The sequence below is a fragment of the Rhodococcus opacus B4 genome (assembly GCF_000010805.1).
GTDB lineage: Bacteria > Actinomycetota > Actinomycetes > Mycobacteriales > Mycobacteriaceae > Rhodococcus_F > Rhodococcus_F opacus_C.
In genome coordinates this window covers 208,793-227,365 of sequence record NC_012520.1, presented here as the reverse complement: position 1 = coordinate 227,365, position 18,573 = coordinate 208,793, and the positions used below count along the sequence as shown (strand labels likewise).

At 68.1% G+C, this 18,573-nt stretch carries 17 protein-coding genes and 1 pseudogene; 8 read left to right on the top strand and 10 right to left on the bottom strand.

Translation table 11 applies throughout. The features are described from left to right. Window positions 1-374: 374 nt before the first annotated feature. Window positions 375-1,799 (bottom strand): MFS transporter, encoded by a 1,425-nt coding sequence (locus ROP_RS37065; RefSeq protein WP_007296064.1) that lies wholly within the window; start codon window positions 1,797-1,799, stop codon window positions 375-377. A 473-nt stretch (window positions 1,800-2,272) separates the two neighbouring features. On the opposite strand from ROP_RS37065, the gene ROP_RS37060 reads away from it, so the two are divergent. The 4 genes from ROP_RS37060 to ROP_RS37045 all read left to right on the top strand — a co-directional run bounded on the left by ROP_RS37060 (window position 2,273) and on the right by ROP_RS37045 (window position 6,395). Continuing rightward, window positions 2,273-2,479 (top strand): heavy-metal-associated domain-containing protein, encoded by a 207-nt coding sequence (locus tag ROP_RS37060; RefSeq protein WP_007296065.1) that lies wholly within the window; start codon window positions 2,273-2,275, stop codon window positions 2,477-2,479. A gap of 39 nt (window positions 2,480-2,518) precedes the next feature. Further along, window positions 2,519-3,463 (top strand): hypothetical protein, encoded by a 945-nt coding sequence (locus ROP_RS37055; RefSeq protein ID WP_007296066.1) that lies wholly within the window; start codon window positions 2,519-2,521, stop codon window positions 3,461-3,463. Between the two features lie 29 nt (window positions 3,464-3,492). Next, window positions 3,493-5,754: a heavy metal translocating P-type ATPase gene (locus tag ROP_RS37050; protein ID WP_007296067.1), complete on the top strand. Its 2,262-nt coding sequence runs from the start codon at window positions 3,493-3,495 to the stop codon at window positions 5,752-5,754. A 296-nt stretch (window positions 5,755-6,050) separates the two neighbouring features. After that, the gene (locus ROP_RS37045; protein WP_012686863.1) at window positions 6,051-6,395 is read left to right on the top strand and encodes a metal-sensitive transcriptional regulator; all 345 of its coding nucleotides are present in this window, start codon (window positions 6,051-6,053) and stop codon (window positions 6,393-6,395) included. Between the two features lie 312 nt (window positions 6,396-6,707). Here ROP_RS37045 and ROP_RS37040 read toward each other — a convergent pair whose 3' ends face one another. Beyond that, the gene (locus tag ROP_RS37040) at window positions 6,708-6,983 is read right to left on the bottom strand and encodes an SHOCT domain-containing protein (protein ID WP_007296069.1); all 276 of its coding nucleotides are present in this window, start codon (window positions 6,981-6,983) and stop codon (window positions 6,708-6,710) included. A 132-nt stretch (window positions 6,984-7,115) separates the two neighbouring features. Here ROP_RS37040 and ROP_RS37035 point away from each other — a divergent pair, with 132 nt between their 5' ends. Then, window positions 7,116-7,877: a response regulator transcription factor gene (locus ROP_RS37035; protein ID WP_007296070.1), complete on the top strand. Its 762-nt coding sequence runs from the start codon at window positions 7,116-7,118 to the stop codon at window positions 7,875-7,877. Continuing rightward, window positions 7,874-9,046: a sensor histidine kinase gene (locus tag ROP_RS37030; protein ID WP_007296071.1), complete on the top strand. Its 1,173-nt coding sequence runs from the start codon at window positions 7,874-7,876 to the stop codon at window positions 9,044-9,046. Before ROP_RS37035 ends, ROP_RS37030 begins: the two co-directional genes overlap by 4 nt. A gap of 343 nt (window positions 9,047-9,389) precedes the next feature. Here ROP_RS37030 and ROP_RS37025 read toward each other — a convergent pair whose 3' ends face one another. From ROP_RS37025 to ROP_RS37000, 7 genes and pseudogenes are all read right to left on the bottom strand, one after another. Beyond that, window positions 9,390-9,617, bottom strand: a complete 228-nt coding sequence (locus ROP_RS37025) for a heavy-metal-associated domain-containing protein (RefSeq protein WP_373418960.1) — start codon at window positions 9,615-9,617, stop codon at window positions 9,390-9,392. A 56-nt stretch (window positions 9,618-9,673) separates the two neighbouring features. Next, window positions 9,674-10,375, bottom strand: coding sequence for a DUF305 domain-containing protein (locus ROP_RS37020; RefSeq protein WP_012686861.1), 702 nt, complete (start codon window positions 10,373-10,375; stop codon window positions 9,674-9,676). A gap of 361 nt (window positions 10,376-10,736) precedes the next feature. Beyond that, window positions 10,737-13,169: a heavy metal translocating P-type ATPase gene (locus ROP_RS37015; RefSeq protein WP_007296075.1), complete on the bottom strand. Its 2,433-nt coding sequence runs from the start codon at window positions 13,167-13,169 to the stop codon at window positions 10,737-10,739. 118 nt (window positions 13,170-13,287) lie between these two features. Continuing rightward, window positions 13,288-13,536 carry a hypothetical protein gene (locus tag ROP_RS37010; RefSeq protein WP_007296076.1) on the bottom strand — a complete coding sequence of 83 codons (249 nt, stop codon included), beginning with the start codon at window positions 13,534-13,536 and terminating at the stop codon, window positions 13,288-13,290. 362 nt (window positions 13,537-13,898) lie between these two features. Further along, complete coding sequence (locus ROP_RS37005) at window positions 13,899-14,927, bottom strand: hypothetical protein (RefSeq protein ID WP_012686860.1); 1,029 nt, start codon at window positions 14,925-14,927, stop codon at window positions 13,899-13,901. A 108-nt stretch (window positions 14,928-15,035) separates the two neighbouring features. Then, on the bottom strand, window positions 15,036-15,440 hold the full coding sequence (locus ROP_RS45140; protein ID WP_012686859.1) for a hypothetical protein: 405 nt from the start codon (window positions 15,438-15,440) through the stop codon (window positions 15,036-15,038). Beyond that, window positions 15,437-16,044, bottom strand: a pseudogene (locus tag ROP_RS37000) (ATP-binding cassette domain-containing protein). The gene ROP_RS45140 and the pseudogene ROP_RS37000 overlap by 4 nt, the downstream one beginning before the upstream one ends. 574 nt (window positions 16,045-16,618) lie before the next feature. On the opposite strand from ROP_RS37000, the gene ROP_RS36995 reads away from it, so the two are divergent. Further along, window positions 16,619-17,284 (top strand): class I SAM-dependent methyltransferase, encoded by a 666-nt coding sequence (locus ROP_RS36995; protein WP_007296080.1) that lies wholly within the window; start codon window positions 16,619-16,621, stop codon window positions 17,282-17,284. Between the two features lie 45 nt (window positions 17,285-17,329). On the opposite strand, the gene ROP_RS36990 is transcribed toward ROP_RS36995, so the two are convergent. Continuing rightward, the gene (locus tag ROP_RS36990) at window positions 17,330-17,758 is read right to left on the bottom strand and encodes a MerR family transcriptional regulator (RefSeq protein ID WP_012686857.1); all 429 of its coding nucleotides are present in this window, start codon (window positions 17,756-17,758) and stop codon (window positions 17,330-17,332) included. A gap of 28 nt (window positions 17,759-17,786) precedes the next feature. Here ROP_RS36990 and ROP_RS36985 point away from each other — a divergent pair, with 28 nt between their 5' ends. Next, window positions 17,787-18,548, top strand: a complete 762-nt coding sequence (locus ROP_RS36985; RefSeq protein WP_007296082.1) for a methyltransferase domain-containing protein — start codon at window positions 17,787-17,789, stop codon at window positions 18,546-18,548. Window positions 18,549-18,573 lie beyond the last annotated feature (25 nt).

Here is an 18,573-nt window from a genome sequence, read left to right as displayed (position 1 = left end):
AGTCCATGTCAGGGATCTGGACCTGACCTACACCGCCATCACGGGCAGATAACGACATGCGGGACCGCGTCCCGGACACTCCGTCGATCGGCACCGCGCAAGGCCGACGAAACCGGCACTGACCTCGACATTCGCGGGGTCGGCGACTGCGCGCAGGGTCGGCGCGACGACATCCGGCGACGCGACGCGGGTTGCTTCACGGCCCGCCGCAAGCGGACACGCCGCCGACGACGCCCAATGTGACAGACACCACACAGCCTGTCGTGTCCAGCGGGGCACTCGGACGGGCGAAGGCCCTCGCGGCGATCCGGTCACCACGGGCACCGGCGCGGGGTGGGAGCCGGGCCTGCCGACTCCCACCCCACGGTGTGTTGTCAGTGCTGCTCGAGGACTGGTTCCGGCACCTTGTCCGACTGGGCCGTGCGCATCGACACGGCGGTGACCCCAGCACCGGCCAGGGCGATGACGGCGGCGCCGATGAACGCGGCGGAGAATCCGTTCGTCAGCTCGGGGAGGTCGCCGATCTGGTTGGCCCCGAACGAGGCGGCGACTGCGGTCATGGCTGCCAGACCGAGCGCCGAGCCGACCTGGTAGCTGACGTTGACGATGCCCGACGCCAATCCGCCCTCATCGGGTCGGGCGGCGGAGATCGCCGTGCCCAAGGAGGGGATGAAGGCGAGCGACATACCTGCTGCGGCGACCAGGGAAGCCGGCAGCACGTCGACCCAGAAGTTGCCGGTGGGCCGGACCAAGGCCATCCACCCGAGCCCGAGCGCGAGAACGATCAGACCGGTCACGATCATCGGTTTCGCCCCGAACCTCTGCATCGCCCGCGGCGCGATGACGATCATGCCGAGCATGATCAATGTGGTCATCGGCAGTAGTGCTGCGCCGGCGGGGAATGCGCTGTAGCCCAGGACCTGCTGCAGGTACAGGTTCAGGAAGAACCACATCGGTATCCACGCCGCACCGAGCAGCAGTTGGGCGACGTTCGCTGCGGCGAGGTTGGGGGCGGTGAAGATCCCCAATCGCATCAGGGGTTCGCGGCGCCGGGACTGGATGAGCACGAATGCGCCCAGCAGCACCGCGGAAACGGCGAGGTATCCCCAGGTTTGACCCGAATCCCAGCCGACCTCGGGGGCCCGGACGATGGAGTAGACGGCAAGCGCCAGGCCGGCGGTGACGGTCAGTGCGCCGAGGATGTCGATCGAACCGGATCGGGTGGGGGCGTTGGGCATCAGCAGCGGTGTCGCGGCGAGGGCGATGACGGCGATGGGGATGTTGATGTAAAACACCCATGGCCAGCTGAGGTATTCGGTGATCACCCCACCGAGAAACACACCGGCGGTGCCGCCCGCAGGTGCGGCGGCGCCGTAGACGGCGAGGGCTTTGGTCAGCTCCTGCTGGGTGGAACCGAACAGCATCATCAGCAGAGTCAGCGCGGAGGGTGCGATCAGTGCGGCACCGGCGCCTTGGACGGCGCGTCCGGCCAGTTCGGTGCCGACGTTCCCGGCGGCGGCGGTGATCGATCCGACGAGCAGAACAACCCAGCCGGTGGCGAAGGTGCGTCTGGCGCCCCACAGGTCGGACAGGCGTCCGCCGAGCAGGAGCAGTCCACCGAAGGCGATGACGTAGGCGTTGAACACCCAGGTCAGGTTCTCCTGGGAGAAGCCGAGGTCGGTCTGCATTTTCGGTAGCGCGATGCCGATGATGGAGGTGTCCATGATGACCATGAATTGGGCTGCGGCGATCAGCGCCAGCGCCCACCACTTGCGTGTGGATGATGCCTGAGTAGGCATGACAATCCTTCCTTACGGGTATGGGGTATCTATCGTGATGTGAACGAAGAGGAGTGCAGTGGCGCGCCTACCCACAACATCGAGGCCCCGACCCTGGGATCGGGGCAAGTACTGCAGTGTCCGTATGCCTTTCGGGTCGATACCCGCCCTCTGTGCACATCGCCACCCTCCTGAATGCTGCTCGATCCCTCTGCGGATATCGATACCATAGGGGGGTACCGTAGATGATGCAAGGAGCGATTCCGATGTCACCGAAGCCGTTCCGTTCGCGCCGCGGCAACACGCACGGCGGACGGCCATTCGGGCCCCGCCGGGTTTCATCAGGCCGCCTGAGGAACACCACCAGGGGGTACGAGTCCGACTGGAGCGGGTGCGACCACTCCGGCGTTGCATACGGTAGGGGGGTATGGTAAATCTGTAGATGGGTCGCTACGGCCTCGATCGAATTCCGAACCGAAGAAAGAAGGACATCGATGAGCACCACCACCGCCACCGTCACCGGCATGACCTGCGGGCACTGCGTCTCCTCGGTCCGTGAAGAGATCGGCAGCATTCCCGGTGTGACCGGCGTGGATGTCGACCTCGCGAGCGACCGGGTCGATATCGACTCCGACACCCCGATCGAGCAGGAGGCGCTCGCCCAGGCCGTCGACGAGGCCGGCTACCAGCTCGCCGGCTGACCTGCCGAAACTCGAGACCCGGACAGGAGATTCCCCACGATGAACGCATCGTCGAAGTTCGCCGGATTCACCGTCGGCCTGGCCGCGGTCTTCGCCCTCGCCCTCGGGGCCGGGGCCGCCTTCGGCCCCGAGGGCACCACCCCGGCCGACACGCACGACACCTCAACTCACGACGCCGGATCCGTGTCCACCTCGGACGCACCGGCCGCCGATCAGAGACCTGGAGGACTGATGGTCACCGACAGCGGTTACACCCTGGCACTGGACACCGCGCAGGTTCCCGCCGGCGCCGACGTGCCGCTGCGGTTCCGCATCCTCGGTGCCGACGGGCAGCCGGTCACCCGCTACGTCGACAGCCACGAAAAGCAACTGCACCTGATCGCGGTGCGCCGCGACATGGCCGGCTTCCAGCACGTGCACCCGGTACTCGACGCCGCCGGAACCTGGAGCGTGCCACTCGATCTGACCCGCGCCGGGGCGTACCGGGTGTTCGCCGACTTCACCCCCGACGGCGGTGACGGCCTGACCCTGGGCGCCGATCTGCAGGTCGCCGGCGCCTACGATCCGCAGCCCCTGCCCCCGGCGGCGGCCTCGGCCGTGGTCGACGGTTACACCGTCACCTTGGGCGGCACCCTCACCCCAGGTCAGGCGTCGAAGGTCACGCTGTCGGTGAGCCGGGACGGGCAGCCCGTCACGGATCTGCAGCCCTACCTCGGGGCGTACGGGCACCTGGTGGCGCTGCGGGCCGCCGATCTCGGCTACCTGCACGTGCATCCGGACGGCCACCCCGGCGACGGGGTCACCACGCCCGGTCCGGGTATCGACTTCTTTGTCACCACCCCGAGCGCGGGCGACTACCGCCTGTTCCTGGACTTCCAGCACGATGGAGTGGTGCGGACCGCCGAGTTCACGCTGACCGGCGGGCAGACCCCCGCCGCGGTTCCCGCCGCCCCGGAGCCGATGCCCGCCGGGCACGGACACTGACCTACCACCACGCCCCGAGAGGAGGAACGATGAATCCCGTCACGCAGCACCCGACCGCCGACGGCCAGGTCGAGCTCGAAATTGGTGGCATGACCTGCGCCTCGTGCGCGAACCGGATCGAGAAGAAGCTCAACAAGCTCGACGGCGTCACCGCCACGGTGAACTACGCCACCGAGAAGGCACGCGTCAACTACGTCGGTGATGTGTCGACCGAGGATCTCGTGGCCACCGTCGAGCAGGCCGGCTACACCGCCAAGGTCCCCACGCCACCCTCCGCCTCCACCGGCACCGACGCCCCCGCCGCAGAGCAGGACCCGACCGCATCGTGGCGCCAGCGGCTGCTGATATCGCTGGTGCTGTCCGTGCCGGTGATCGCCATGGCCATGGTTCCGGCCCTGCAGTTCCCCAACTGGCAGTGGCTCTCACTGACCCTCGCCGCCCCCGTGGTGGTGTGGGGTGCGTGGCCGTTCCACAAGGCCGCCTTCACCAACCTGCGGCACGGCACCTCCACCATGGACACCCTCATCTCCATGGGCACCATCGCCGCCCTCGGCTGGTCGCTGTACGCCCTGTTCTGGGGCACCGCCGGAATGACCGGCATGACCCACCCGTTCGAGCTGACCATCTCCCGCAGCGACGGCGCCGGCAACATCTACCTCGAGGCCGCCGCCGGGGTGACCACCTTCATCCTCGCCGGCCGCTACTTCGAGGCCCGCTCCAAGCGGCGCGCCGGTGCAGCCCTGCGGGCCCTGCTCGAACTCGGCGCCAAAGAGGTCTCGGTGCTGCGGAACGGCGTCGAAGAGCGCATCGGCATCGATCAGCTTGCCGTCGGGGACGAGTTCGTCGTCCGCCCTGGCGAGAAGATCGCCACCGACGGTGTCGTCACCGAAGGCTCCTCCGCGGTCGACGCGTCGATGCTGACCGGCGAATCCGTGCCCGTCGAGGTCGGACCCGACGACCAGGTCGTCGGCGCCACCGTCAACGTCGGCGGTCGGATCGTGGTCCGCGCCAACCGAATCGGCTCGGACACCCAGCTTGCGCAGATGGCGAAACTCGTCGAGGACGCCCAGACCGGCAAGGCGCAGGCCCAACGGTTGGCCGACAAGATCTCCGGCGTCTTCGTCCCGATCGTCATCGCCCTGGCCGTTGCGACGCTCGGCTTCTGGATCGGCACCGGCGGCGGAGTCGCGGCCGCCTTCACCGCCGCCGTCGCGGTGCTGATCATCGCCTGCCCCTGCGCCCTCGGGCTGGCCACCCCCACCGCGTTGATGGTCGGCACCGGCCGCGGCGCCCAACTCGGCATCCTGATCAAGGGACCCGAGGTGCTCGAATCCACCCGCCGGGTCGACACCGTCGTCCTCGACAAGACCGGCACCGTCACCACCGGCAAGATGACCCTACTCGATGTGATCACCGCCGACGGCGAAGACACCGCGCAGGTGCTGCGCCTGGCCGGGGCGCTCGAGGACTCCTCCGAGCACCCCATCGCCCAGGCCATCGCCAAGGGTGCGCGCGAGCAGGTCGGTGCCCTCCCGGCAGTCGATCAGTTCGCCAACATCGAAGGCCTCGGCGTCCAGGGCATGATCGACGAGCACGCCGTGATCGTCGGGCGCGCCCGCCTACTCGCCGACTGGGCGCAGCACCTACCCGAGGCGCTCGAAAACGCGATGGCCGCAGCCGAAGCCGACGGCAAGACCGCCGTGGCCGTCGGCTGGGACGGGCGGGCCCGCGCGGTCCTCGTCGTCGCCGACGCGGTCAAGGCCACCTCCGCCGAGGCGATTGAGCAGCTGCGCGGTCTGGGCCTGACCCCGATCATGCTGACCGGCGACAATGCGGCCGCCGCCCGGGCGATCGCCGACCAGGTCGGGATCGAGGAAGTGATCGCCGAGGTGCTGCCCGCCGACAAGGTCGACGTCGTCAAGCGACTGCAGGATGCGGGCAAGGTGGTCGCGATGGTCGGTGACGGCGTCAACGACGCCGCAGCGTTGGCCCAGGCCGACCTGGGTCTGGCGATGGGCACCGGCACCGACGTCGCGATCGAGGCCAGCGATCTGACCCTGGTCCGCGGTGATCTCCGCGCGGCAGCGGACGCGATCCGGTTGGCCCGCAAGACGTTGGGGACGATCAAGGGCAATCTGTTCTGGGCCTTCGCCTACAACGTCGCCGCCCTGCCCCTGGCCGCCATGGGGCTGCTCAACCCGATGCTCGCCGGTGCGGCGATGGCGTTCTCGTCGGTGTTCGTGGTCAGCAACAGCCTGCGCCTGCGCCGGTTCAAGTCCACCGCCGGATAAGGCCGAGCCCGCACACAGCAAGGGTGGGGGTGAGCGGGCGTGCAGGCGCCGCCCGCCCCCACTTCACCATTAAAGCGAAAGGAGACGAGCATGGGATCGACGAGGACGACCTCGATGAGGACGATGGTGGGGCGGATTTCCCGGCATCCCGCGACCCGGGCCGTCGCCCGTTGCGCGGTGATGTGCGCCGCCGCCGCGATCCGCCCGTACCCCGACCGCCCGAACACACGGCGCGATACCCCGGGCGGGCATAATCGGGGGTGCTCGACATGACGGTCGGATACCAGGAGGACACCATGGCCACCCCCACGCCCGCGGCCACCCAGGCACCTGCCGAGACCGACGGCCATGACCATGCCGCGCACGGCTACATCACCGAAAAGGACGCCTACCTCAAGCGCCTCAAGCGGATCGAAGGCCAGGCCCGGGGTCTGCAGCGGATGGTCGAGGAAGACAAGTACTGCATCGACATCCTCACCCAGGTCTCGGCGATGACCAAGGCCTTGCAGGCGGTGGCCATGGGGCTGCTCGAAGACCACATCAGCCACTGTGTGGTCGACGCCGCGGTCGCCGGCGGCCCCGAGGCGGAGGCGAAGATCAAAGAGGCCACCGACGCGATCGCCCGTCTCGTCCGCTCCTGAGACGAGCCGAGATCACCCGGCGTAGTCCAGTCGGGACATCATGCCCGGTTTCTGATGATCCGTTGTGGCAGTCGATCATCCAGTGTCCGCGACCAGCTCCAGCTGCGTGAGAGCGTATCGGCCGAACGATGTGTCCGTGCCGGTGCATGGAATACCCATCGTGGCCAGGTGCGTGAAGGTCGGGCGGACCCGTCGACCTTCACGGATCGTCAATGGGGCTGTGTGATCGTAGGGGCAAGCGTTGATGGTCCCGGCGTGCCACGGATCCAGGCACACCGTGCTCGAACGACGCTGATTTGCGGTACTACCTGGTTATCGGTCATGTCCGGTGCGTAGTTGGTCTCTGCGGATGCGGTACTCCTCGGCGTCGATCTCCCCTCGGGCGAAGCGTTCGTCGAGGATCTTGTCCGCGCTCGGCCTGCTGGTGGCGTCGGTGTCGTAGGGAGGATGGCGGTCCGCGCCGATGGTGCGGAACAGTGCCATGACCCCGACGATGACCAACCCCCAGAACGCGACCATCAGCGCGGCCATCAGCACCCAGCCGCCCCAGCCCATTCCGTAGCCCATTCCGTTGTTCCACCACATCATGGTTGTTCGCCTTTCGTTGCTCTCCATCGTGGATTCCGGATGCGGTGAATCGATGAGGGTTCTGTGTAGTTTCGCTGAAGATGTGGCCGGTTCGGGGCGACGCGTACCGGATCTGGAAGGACACCGGCGACGATGGAGACCATGGACAACACGCCGCCCCTGTCGCCTGAGAGCGCCGCGGGATATCGGGCCTTGGTGGTCGACGACGAGCGCCCGTTGGCCGCGGTCGTCGCCAGTTACCTCGAACGGGAGCACTTCGAGGTCGCCGTCGCTTACAACGGGGTCGATGCGCTCACACTCGCCCGGGAAATCGACCCCGACGTCGTGGTCCTCGACCTCGGGCTGCCGGGCATGGACGGAATCGAGGTGTGCCGCGAACTGCGGACGTTCTCGGACGCCTATGTGGTGATGCTGACCGCCCGCAGTGCGGAAATGGACACCATCATCGGGCTGTCCGTCGGCGCCGACGACTACGTCACCAAACCGTTCAGCCCACGGGAGCTGGTGGCACGCATCCGCGCCATGTTGCGCCGACCGCGGAAGGCGCCGGTGTACGAGATACCGGCACCCGAGCCTGGGGCCGAGGCTCCGCCACGGGTCTTCGGGGCGCTGAGAATCGATGTGGCGGGCAGGGAGGTGTGTCTCGGCGAGCAGCCGGTGATGTTGACCCGCACCGAGTTCGATGTGCTGGCGGTCTTGTCGTCCCGACCGGGTATGGCATTTAGTCGGCGCCAGTTGATCGAGGCCGTGTGGGGAGAGTCCTGGGTCGGGAACGAACACCTTGTCGACGTCCATGTCGGTCACCTGCGCCGCAAGCTCGGCGACGACCCCGCCGCACCCCGGTACGTCACCACCGTCCGCGGCATCGGGTATCGGATGGGGACCGGGCAATGACCTCGCATGGGGACCGACCCCGCACCCTCGGCCCAGGTCCGGTGCGCAGCCGTGGCCCCGGCCTCGGCATCCGGCTGCTGCTGGCGCAATCGCTGGTGCTGGTTGCGGGCGTCGTAACCTGTTGGGTAGTCGCGGTGTTCGTCGGCCCCCCGCTCTTCCGCGAGCACCTGCACCGCGCCGGGGTACCGGCCTTCTCCGACGAGCAGTTCCACGCCGAGCAGGCGTACCGCTCCGCCACAGCCATTTCCCTGGCGGTAGCCCTCGGGGTGGCCACCCTGGCCGCGTTGGTGGTGACCTGGTACTTCAGTCGGCGCCTGCAACGGTCGGTGACCGAGGTGTCGTACGCGGCGACCGCGGTGGCCGACGGGCGCTATGACATCCGGGTCACTCCCCCGCACCTCGGGGACGATTTCGACGCCCTCGCCGAGGCGTTCAACCGGATGGCTGCCGGGCTCGAATCGGTCGAGACTACCCGCCGCCAACTTCTCGGTGACCTCGCCCACGAGATCCGCACCCCGGTGTCGGTGCTCGAGGCGTACATGGAAGCACTCGAGGACGGCGTCGAGACATTGGATGCCGACACGATCGGCATGCTGCGCGATCAGACCCGTAGGCTGGTCCGTTTCTCGGACGACGTCAACGCACTCTCCCACGCCGAAGAGAGCCGGACCTCGATCGAGCCCACCTGGGTGGACCCCGCCGCACTGCTCTCCACCACCCTCACCGCCGCGGCGGACCGCTACGCCGCCAGGGAGGTGGCACTGACCTCTCGTGTTCCTGCGCACCTTCCCCGCCTGTGGGCGGACCCGGAGCGGCTCGGGCAGGTGCTGGGCAACCTGCTCGACAACGCCTTGCGCCACACCCCCGGCGGCGGCCGGGTGGAGGTGACCGCCGGCCACCGACACGAGCTGCTGGTGATCGAGGTGACCGACACCGGCGACGGCATCGCCGCCGAACACCTCCCGCACCTGTTCGAACGGTTCTACCGTGTCGACGCGGCACGCGACCGCGCACACGGCGGAGCCGGGATCGGACTGGCGATCGCCAAGGCCCTTGTCGAGGCGCAGCGCGGTCACATCACCGCCCGCAGTGACGGCCCCGGAACCGGCAGTACCTTCACCATCGCCCTTCCGCTGCGCCGGGATCAGCGACGAGGAAATACTCGGTGACGGCGATCGCGGCATCGGCTCGAGGACGCTCGCATCGTGCCGAGCGGACCGAGCGCGGCAACGGTCTTCGGTGGTCACGAGCACCGGCTGGGCCAGACTCTCGTCGCGCTCCCCCGGGCCGGCGATAGCCGGTGTTCCCATTCACGGCGAGGCTGCCGTGTACATCATGTGCGGTCGGGTCGGGCTGACCGGCCGTGGCAGCCACGTCGATGCGGTGGCGGGCGATCTGGTGGCGATCACCGCGGCGCGTCCTCTCCGGGTCGAGCCGCTGAGTCGAGTCCGTCCTCGTGCTAACCGGCGCGAAACCTTCCTGATGCCGCGGGGAGGGCGCGTTGGGGGTGGATCAGGTGGGTGGGTCGGCCAGGGAGTATCCGGCCTCGTCGACGGCGTGACGTACCTGCTCGAGCGACAGTGGCCGGCTGCTGGTGACCCTCACCCGTGAGTCGCCGCCGGGAACCAAGTCGATGTCGACGCTCGTCACTGCATCGAGACGGTCGAGTTCCTCGGTGACCGCCTTCACGCAATGCGCGCAGGTCATGCCGGACACGTGGTAGCTGGCGGTGGTGCTCACTGTGTTCTCCTCGGACGAGGTCATCGTTGGGTGTTCGACTCCCCGAAGCCGGGGTGTCACAGCGAGGCCAGGATGTTCTGCATCGTGGTGATCTCCTGTTGTTGGGTGTCGGCGATGGTGCGTGCCATCGCGACGGCGTCGGGATACTGACCGGAGTCGATTTCGGTCTGCGCCATGGCGATCGCGCCCTGGTGATGGGCGATCATCTGCGTGAGGAAGAGCCGGCTGGCGTCCACGCCCTGAGCGTTCTGCAGTGCCGTCATGTCCTCGGCGGACATCATTCCGCTCATTCCCATCCCGCTATCGCCTGGCATCTCCATGCCCGACATCGGCATGCTCTGGCCCGGAGTCATCATTCCGGACGTGGCCATCGGCATGCTCTGGCCCGGAGTCATCATTCCGGACGTGGCCATCGGCATGCTGGACTGTCCCCACTCGGTCAACCAGCCCTGCAGCTGCTCGATCTCCGGGCCCTGGGCTGCCTTGATCTGATTCGCCAGATCGGTCACCCGGGGGTCGATACCGTTCTTGGCGAGCACGACATCGCACATCTCGATCGCCTGCGCGTGGTGCGGAATCATCTGCTGCGCGAACGTCACGTCCGCCTGGTTGTGGGTATCGGCGGCCGCTGTGGTGGCGGTGACGCTCGCCGAGGCACTGCTCTGCGCTGACTGATCGCTGCCGGAGTTGCTGCACGCGGTCAACGCGACCAGGGCGGCGACCGCGGCGGCGCCGACGGCAATTTTCGTGGTTTTCATGGCAGGGAGATTCCTTTCTCGCTGTGGACACAGGTGCTTTTCACCCCGGACCCGGGGAGGTTGGTCTTGCATGCTCGGGAGATGCCCGATCCCCGGCACCGAGGGGGTGGTCGACGAGGAGTTCCGTAGGGGTTTCTTCGACGCCGATTCGTGTACGCCGCGTCGGCCGCGGACGGGTGCGCGACCGTCACCGGTATCGATGGCGGGAGTCGTCGGTGATCAGGCGGTAGAGGACATACAGCGAGAACCACGTGATGAGCACGCTCACCAGGACCAGCAGTATCTCGTAGAAGATGACCACGATCTCCTCCTCGGACGTGCGGGTGGACGGTGAATTCGGTTGGTGCCGAATGCTCTTTGCTCATCGGGGACCCGTGGGAGTGGGTGCGGGCGCCGGCCGGGGCTGGGTGAGCTGCGGTTCGGGTGGGGAGGGCAACGCGAGCCGTTTGAGCATCAAGGCGTTGACCGCCACGATGACGCTCGACCCGGACATCGACAGGGCGGCGATCTCCGGGCGCAGCACCAGTCCCAGGGAGGGTTCGAAGACCCCGGCGGCGATCGGCAATGCGATGACGTTGTAGCCGACGGCCCAGCCGAGGTTCTGCCGCATCTTGCGCAGCGTGCCGCGCCCGATCCGCAGGGCGATCGGCACGTCGAGCGGGTCCGAGCGCATCAGCACCAGATCGGCGGTCTCGATCGCGACGTCGGTGCCGGCACCGATCGCGATGCCCAGGTCCGCCTGGGCCAGGGCGGGCGCGTCGTTGACGCCGTCGCCGACCATCGCGACCGTCTTGCCCGCGCGCTGCAGTTCGGCGATCTTGGCGGCCTTGTCCCCGGGGAGGACCTCGGCGATGACGGTGTCGATGCCCAGTTGCCCGGCGATGCGCGCGGCGGTGGCCTCGTTGTCGCCGCTGAGCATGACCACCTCGGCGCCGAGGTCGTGGAGGGCGGACACGGCGGCGGCGGAGGTGTCGCGGGCGGCGTCGGCCAGGGCGATCACCCCGACCCCGTGGCCGTCGACGGCCACGAGCACCGCGGTCCGCCCGCCCCGGGCCAGCTCGTCCCGCCGGTCCATCAGTGCACCGAAGTCGACCTGTTCGGCGGCCATCAGCTTGCGGTTGCCGACCGCGACCCGGCGGCCGTGCACCTGGGCGGTGGCCCCGTGTCCGGGCACGTTCTCGAACCCGGTCAGCGGCAACTGCGGGATGCCGCGGTCGGTGGCGTAGCGGACGATCGCACCGGCCAGCGGGTGCTCGGATTCGCGTTCGACCGAGGCGACGAGCGCGAGGAACTCGTCCTCGATGATGCCGTCGGTGATCACGTCGGTGACCTCCGGTTCGCCTTTGGTCAGGGTGCCGGTCTTGTCCATCACCACGGTGTCGATCCGCGCCGACGTCTCGAGCGCGGTGGCGTTCTTGAACAACACCCCGCGTTGGGCGCCGAGGCCGGTGCCGACCATGATCGCGGTCGGGGTGGCCAAACCCAGGGCGTCGGGGCAGGTGATGACCACGACGGTGATCGCGAACAGCAGCGCCGTCTGCACACTCTCCCCGACCAGCACCCACACCAGGAAGGTGCCGATGCCGCCGATCAGCGCGACCAGCACCAGCCAGAACGCGGCCCGATCGGCCAGGCGTTGCCCGGGGGCCTTGGAGTTCTGGGCTTCCTGGACCAGGGCGACGATCTGCGCGAGCACGGTGTCGGAGCCCACCTTGGTGGCCCGCACCCGCAGGGTGCCGGTGGTGTTGATCGATGCACCGATCACCTCGGAGCCGGGCGGTTTGGTCACGGGCAGGCTTTCCCCGGTGACCATGGACTCGTCGACCTCGGAGTGGCCGTCCTCGACGGTGCCGTCGACCGGGATCTTCGCGCCCGGGCGTATGAGCAGCAGGTCCCCGGCGGTGACCTCGGCGGTGGGGATCTCGACCGGTTCGCCGCCGCGCAGCACCACCGCCCGCGGCGGAGCGAGCTCGAGCAAGGTGCGGATCGCGTCGTTCGCGCCGCCGCGGGCCCGCATCTCGAACCAGTGCCCGAGCAGCACGAAGGTGGTCAGCATCGTGGCGGCCTCGTAGAACACGTCCCCGCCGCCGGTCAGGGTCACCCCGACGCTGTAGAGCCAGCCGGCCCCGACCGCGACGGCGACGAGCACCATCATGTCCAGGGTCCGCGCCCTCAGCGCCCGGTAGGCGCCGTCGAAGAAGATCCACGCCGAGTAGAACACCACCGGCAGGCTCAGCAGCAGGGTGAAGACGTCGTCGCGCAGGCCGAACGGTGCCGGCACCATGAACCCGAACATGTCTCGGCCCATCGGGGACCACAACATGATCGGGACCGACAGCACCAGCGCCACCAGGAAACGGTTGCGCATGTCGCGGATCATGGCGTCCATCGACATCCCGGCGTGACCGCCGCCGTGTCCCATCATCTCCTGCGGTAACCGCCCCGCAGGCGCATGCCCGGCGGGCATTTCGTGAGCGGCTGGCTCAGCGGGTGCCGCAGCTTCCGGGGCGGGGTGAGCGTGTCCTGCCTCGCCGCGCACGGCGGCCGGTTCGGACATCGGGTCGCAGACGTGATCGGGCACCGAACGCCCGGCGCAGTGATAGCCGCAGTCACGCACCCACTTCGACAGTTCGACCACCGACGTGAGGCCGGGATCGTAGGTGACGGTGGCGGTCTGGTTGACCGCATTCGCCTCCACGGAGGTGACACCCGGTCGGCGGCGCAGGGTGGCCTCGACGGTCGCCGTCGAACTCGCCCAGTGCACCCCACTGACCTCGAGGACGGTTGTGTTCATTCGCGCTGGCACCTCTTCGTTGTGGCGGCGCCGAAGCCGGCGTCCCGCTCGGTAGGCTGACTTCTGTCGGTACGCACGCGACCCGGCGCCCCCATGACCGTCGTCCACGGCGCGGGAGTCAATGCCGTTGTCCCCCCATCGAAAACATCATCACCGCCATCATCCCGAGGCACGCCAGCGCGAACACCAGGCTCCCGATTCCCACCGTTCCGCTGGCGATCAGCGCGACAGCGACAATCAGCATCGGAATGCAGCAGGCCATCATCCACCGGTGACGACTGCGACCACCGACTCCCTGCGGTTCCTCACCAACCCCACGGTCTCCGTCGTTGCCGACGTACGGCGCCCGCCCATCCTCGTTCGTCATGATGTTCCGCCCTTCGACGAAGCCGGGACATAGCCCAGCCTCTGATACAGCGGCTGCTCCCTCGCTTCTGCCGCAACCGGTTTCGCCGTGCTCGCCGCTCCCTGCCCGGTCATGTCCGAGAGTGCCCCCACCGGGTATGCCTTGGTTAGTGATTTGATGAAGATTCGATGAAGAAGGCTGGCGGTGAACCCCTTCAGCCTGACTGACCTCGCTTTTTCGCAGCCGACGAGACAAGAACCATTACCACTACCCTCTATGGGTATATGGTTCGTGCTCACCGGAGCGTGGTCGACAACTCGAGATCATGTTCTCGATCACCAGACTCGGTCATGTGGGTCGTCATGTGCACCCCGGGCACATCGTTACCGGATCACGAGCCCAAGCGGGGACGCACGGGGGTGGGCGCGGTGGAACAACCGCCCCGCCAGCGCACTGAGCGCGAGCAGCCACACCAACGCTCCGAGCAGTGGGCCGACCTCGTCGAACCGTGCGGTCAACCCGCCGTCGAGCAACACCCGCATCGCCCCGTATCCCGGTAGGCCGTGTGCCCAGGTCGCAGGTTCTGGGCGCAGCATCGGACTCTGGCCGATCCCGAGGTCGAGAAAGGGCACCAGAAACGCGATGAACACCCCACCCACGCACCCGAAGCTCGGCCCCAGGCTGAACCCGAGCAGCCCGTAGGTCACGGCCATGAGCAGGTTCCCGCCGCCGTAGACACCCCACTGCCGAGCATCGAACACCGTCGCGATGATCATCAGCGACGAGACGGTGACCAGACCCGCGGCGAACCCGATCATCGTCAACCGCACCGCGAGCAGGAGGGGGAAAGGGAAGCCGGCCAAGGTCAGTCGCCGATCGCCTCCGCGCGCATCGAGCCCGACGAACAGCCCCGCCAACGCCGCAAGCGAGGAGACCGCGATCGGGGTCATCGTCCCGGCATGCACATCCGGCAACCAGAACACCTGCATCACTGTACTGCCCCTCTCGACCAGGGAGAACACGCCGGACTCGCTCGCGGTCATCGCCTTGGCCAACACGATGAACACGATCGGCACCACCACCAGCAGCACCCACAGCACCGGGTTGCGGCGGTAATCCCGCAGACCCATCCGCAGTCCGGTCGAGAACTGACCCCACCCGGATCCAACTGGAGGGCGCCGACGCGACCGCCGGGACACACCGACGGTGGCGGCGATGACAGCGGTGCTGACGATCAGTGCCGCGAACATCCACACCAGCGCCCAGCCCAAGTCCCTCATCCGGCCACCGTGCCGGGACAGAATATCCACCATCCACAACGTCACGAAATGCGTCGGGAACCACCGGGTTTCGATGCGATCGGGGGATCCCACGGCGGGGCCGAAGAACACGTCCAGAATCCAGACGAACAAGATGAGGACGTGCCGTTGACCGGGTTGCGCACCACCGCCCCCACCAGCGCGCCGATCGCCAGATAGATCACCGCGAACATCAGCGTGCCGGCGATCGCCCGGCCGAGGTCACCGATGCCGGTACGCGCGGCCAAAGGCGAGCAGGGCCGCCGCGACCAACACCCCCAGCACCCCTCCGGTCCCGAGCCGGGCAGCGACCAACCGCATCGGCGCACGGCCCGCCGACACCATCCGCCGATCGGCGGCACGGGCTCCGCCGATCTGGAAGAACCTGGCGATACCGGCGAGGAATCCCGCCGCCCAGCCGGCGGTCGCGGTTTCCACCGCGGGCCCGCCCGCGCCGCCGAGCAGCTTCGCGGCATCGGCCATCGACCCGGCCGCAACAATCACGAACACCACCGGGACCAGCACCAGCACCAGCATGTTGACCGGGTTGCGGGCGTAGTCGACCAGGAATCGGTGGATGAGTAACACGACCTCGCCCGGCCCCGCCAGGTGATTATCGCTTCTCATCTCGCCGCCGCCAGCCCGTTGCGCGGGTCGACGATGCGGTCGAATCGGTGCTCGTCGGTGACGAAGTGACTGATGATCAGCACCGAGTGCCCGTGTGGCGGCGGTGCGCCACCAGTTCCCAGAACCGCAGGTAGGTGTCCCAGTCGAAACCGGAGTACGGCTCGTCGAGCAGCAGCACCTCCGGGTCGGCGAGCATCGCCAACCCGAGGTTCAGCTTCGCGAGGGTACCGCCGGACAGCCGGTCGGCGCGGGTGCCCGCGTAGCGCTCGAAGCCGAGCGCCGCATACAGTCCCCGGCGGGACCGTCGCTCCTCGTTCGGGGTCATCCGGTAGGCGCAACCGAACAGCTCGAAGTGTTCGTCGCAGGTCAACCTTTCGTACACCACCGGCTGCTGCGGGCAGTAGCCCAGCCGCCCCGACCGGGTCACGGTCCCGGCGTCCGGCCGGTACTCGCCGACGAGGATCTTCATCAACGTCGACTTCCCCGACCCGTTCTCCCCGGTCAGCCCGACCACCTCGCCCGGCTGCAGCACCAGATCCACGCCCCGCAGTACCGGGGAATCGCGGCGGGCCGGCCACCATCCCTGCCGAAAGCTCTTCTCGATGCGGTCAGCACCGCGTTCACCGGCGCCGACTCCGCGGACCCCGAACTGTCCATCTCTCTCCTCGGAACACTTGCGGTGGTCATCGGGACGTCAGCGCCGCTGCGTCAGGCGTGTGCGCACCACCGGCGGCCGGCACGGCAGTGAGGGTGTCGAATCAGACGCCGTGATGTGCAGGTCGAGGTGCCACCCCTTTCCCCCGCACACAGCAACCCGAACGAGTGCCGCCAGATCGGTGCACACTCTCCTCGGGTCGTGACCCGCCGATTCCTCAACTCAATACCGTGCCAGCGCCAGGCGCACTCGACCGGCCCTCTTCTTCAACGAATCTTCACAAAACCCTCACCGATTTGCGGGGGTTCGCCGCCGACACTCGTCAACGAACCGACGCATAACCGGGTCAGGCCCGCGGAGGGGGCTGCGGCCATGTCGGTCTCGACGATCGTCGTGGCGCTCAATGCGCAGCTTCTCCGTCGACTCGACCTCGACCCCGCACGGCTTGTCACCCACTGATATCCGTACCTCGAGCAGCACACCCTGCAGGGCGCTGACCGATCACCATAGGGAGGACTTTCACATGGGACTCGGTCGGAAGCTGCTGGGCGGCCCCGATGGTCATGCCGACGACGGGAGCGGAGGACTGATTCGGCGGGCGCGACTGTACGAGTGTTTCTCCGCGGTGGGATTCGGTGGTTTCCGCCGCCGGGTTTTCGACGGGCTGGTGGCACTCGCCGGGGCGCATCCCGGCGACGAGGTGCTCGACATCGGGTGTGGCACCGGCTACTTCTCCCGCCGGGCGGCCCGCGCCGTGCTGCCGGGCGGGCGCGTGGTGGGGATCGACCCGTCGCCGCCGGTGATCGATTACGCCCGGCGCGTCTCACCACCGCACTGCACATTCCGGCTCGCGGGCGCCGAAGCCCTGCCGCTGTATGACGCGTCGATGGATCTGGTGATCTCCAGCCTGGCCGTGCACCACATTCCACCCGAGCTGAGGGCCACCGCGCTGCGGGAGGCGTTCCGGGTGCTCCGGCCGGGTGGCCGGCTGTTCATCGCCGACTTCCGGCCACCGCGCAACCGCATCGCGAACCACCTCGTAGGAACTCTCAGCGGGCACGCCATGCAACACAACCCGATCCACGAACTCGACGGTCTGATCAGCGGCGCCGGATTCGAGATCACCGGAAGCGGCGACCGCCGCCCGCTGCTGCACTACGTCCGAGCGGCACGGCCCGCATCCCCATAAGTCCGGCCATCACGGTAGTGGGTCCACCGGCAGTCCCTTGGCCGCTCACGGAAGTGACAACGGCGCGAGCGCGCCGATGCGGGCGTCGATCGCCGCGTGAAAGTGCGGACAGGACGCGATGTCGTCGTGATCGCAGTCGAGCGCACAGTCGATCAGGGCGAGCGAGGCCTGCGCGCGGGCGATCCGCCGGGCCAAAGCGTCGCGGTGTCGCCCGAGAATGGCTGTGCGCCTCACCGGGTCGTCGGTGTCGAACATCTCCCGGATGTCGTCGAGACCGAAACCGGCCTCCTTCGCGCGCAAGATCATCGCCACCGCGTACACATCCGACTTCTCGTATCGGCGGCGCGAGCCACCTTCTCTCGACGGGTGCAGCAACCCCACCGTTTCCCAGTGGCGCAGTACGTGCGTGGCGATCCCGAACCGCTCGGCGACCTCACCGATGCTCCAGGAGCGGCTGTCGTCGCTTGACTTCATGTCAACATGAAGTCGCATCCTGGCTGTCATGTCAACCACCAACATCTCCCCTGACACCGAGGCCCTCGTCGCGCTCCTCGACGTCATCGACAACTACCCCGGTGCCGCGGCACTACGGGCACGATCGATCGAACTACTGGCCGCCCCACCTGGAGCGGTGATTGTGGACGTGGGCTGCGGCGCCGGTCGCGCCGTCGCCGAGATGACCGAGCAGGGATGGGATGGTCTCGGGATCGACCTGGACGAGCACATGCTGACCATCGCCCGCAGGCGGTGGCCGCACTGCCGATTCGAGAAAGCGGATGCAGCCGAGCTTCCGCTGGCCGATCACTCGGTGCAGGGATACCGGGCGGAGAAGGTCTTTCACGACCTCGCCGATCCCACTGCGGCGCTCACCGAGGCGCGCCGGGTGCTCGCTCCGGGCGGGCGCATCGTCCTGATTGGGCAGGACTGGGACGGATTCTTCATCGACTCCGATCACCCCGAGCTCACCCGAATCATCGTCCACGCCCGCGCCGACACCGTCGCCGCGCCCCGCGCTGCCCGCCGTTACCGCAACCTCCTGCTCGACACCGGCTTCACCGACGCCCAGATCGAAGTTCACACCGGGGTGTTCACCGACCACACGCTGCTGCCGATGCTCACCGGCATCGCCCACGCCGCAGCCGCCGTCGGCGCGATCACGTCCGAGGAGTCCGAGGACTGGATCGGTGACCAGACTCGCCGCGGGCAGGCGGACCGAGGTTTCGTGGCGATTCCGGTGTTTCTCGCGCACGCCGCGCGGCCCTGAGATCACACCCCCACCGGCGGCGGGG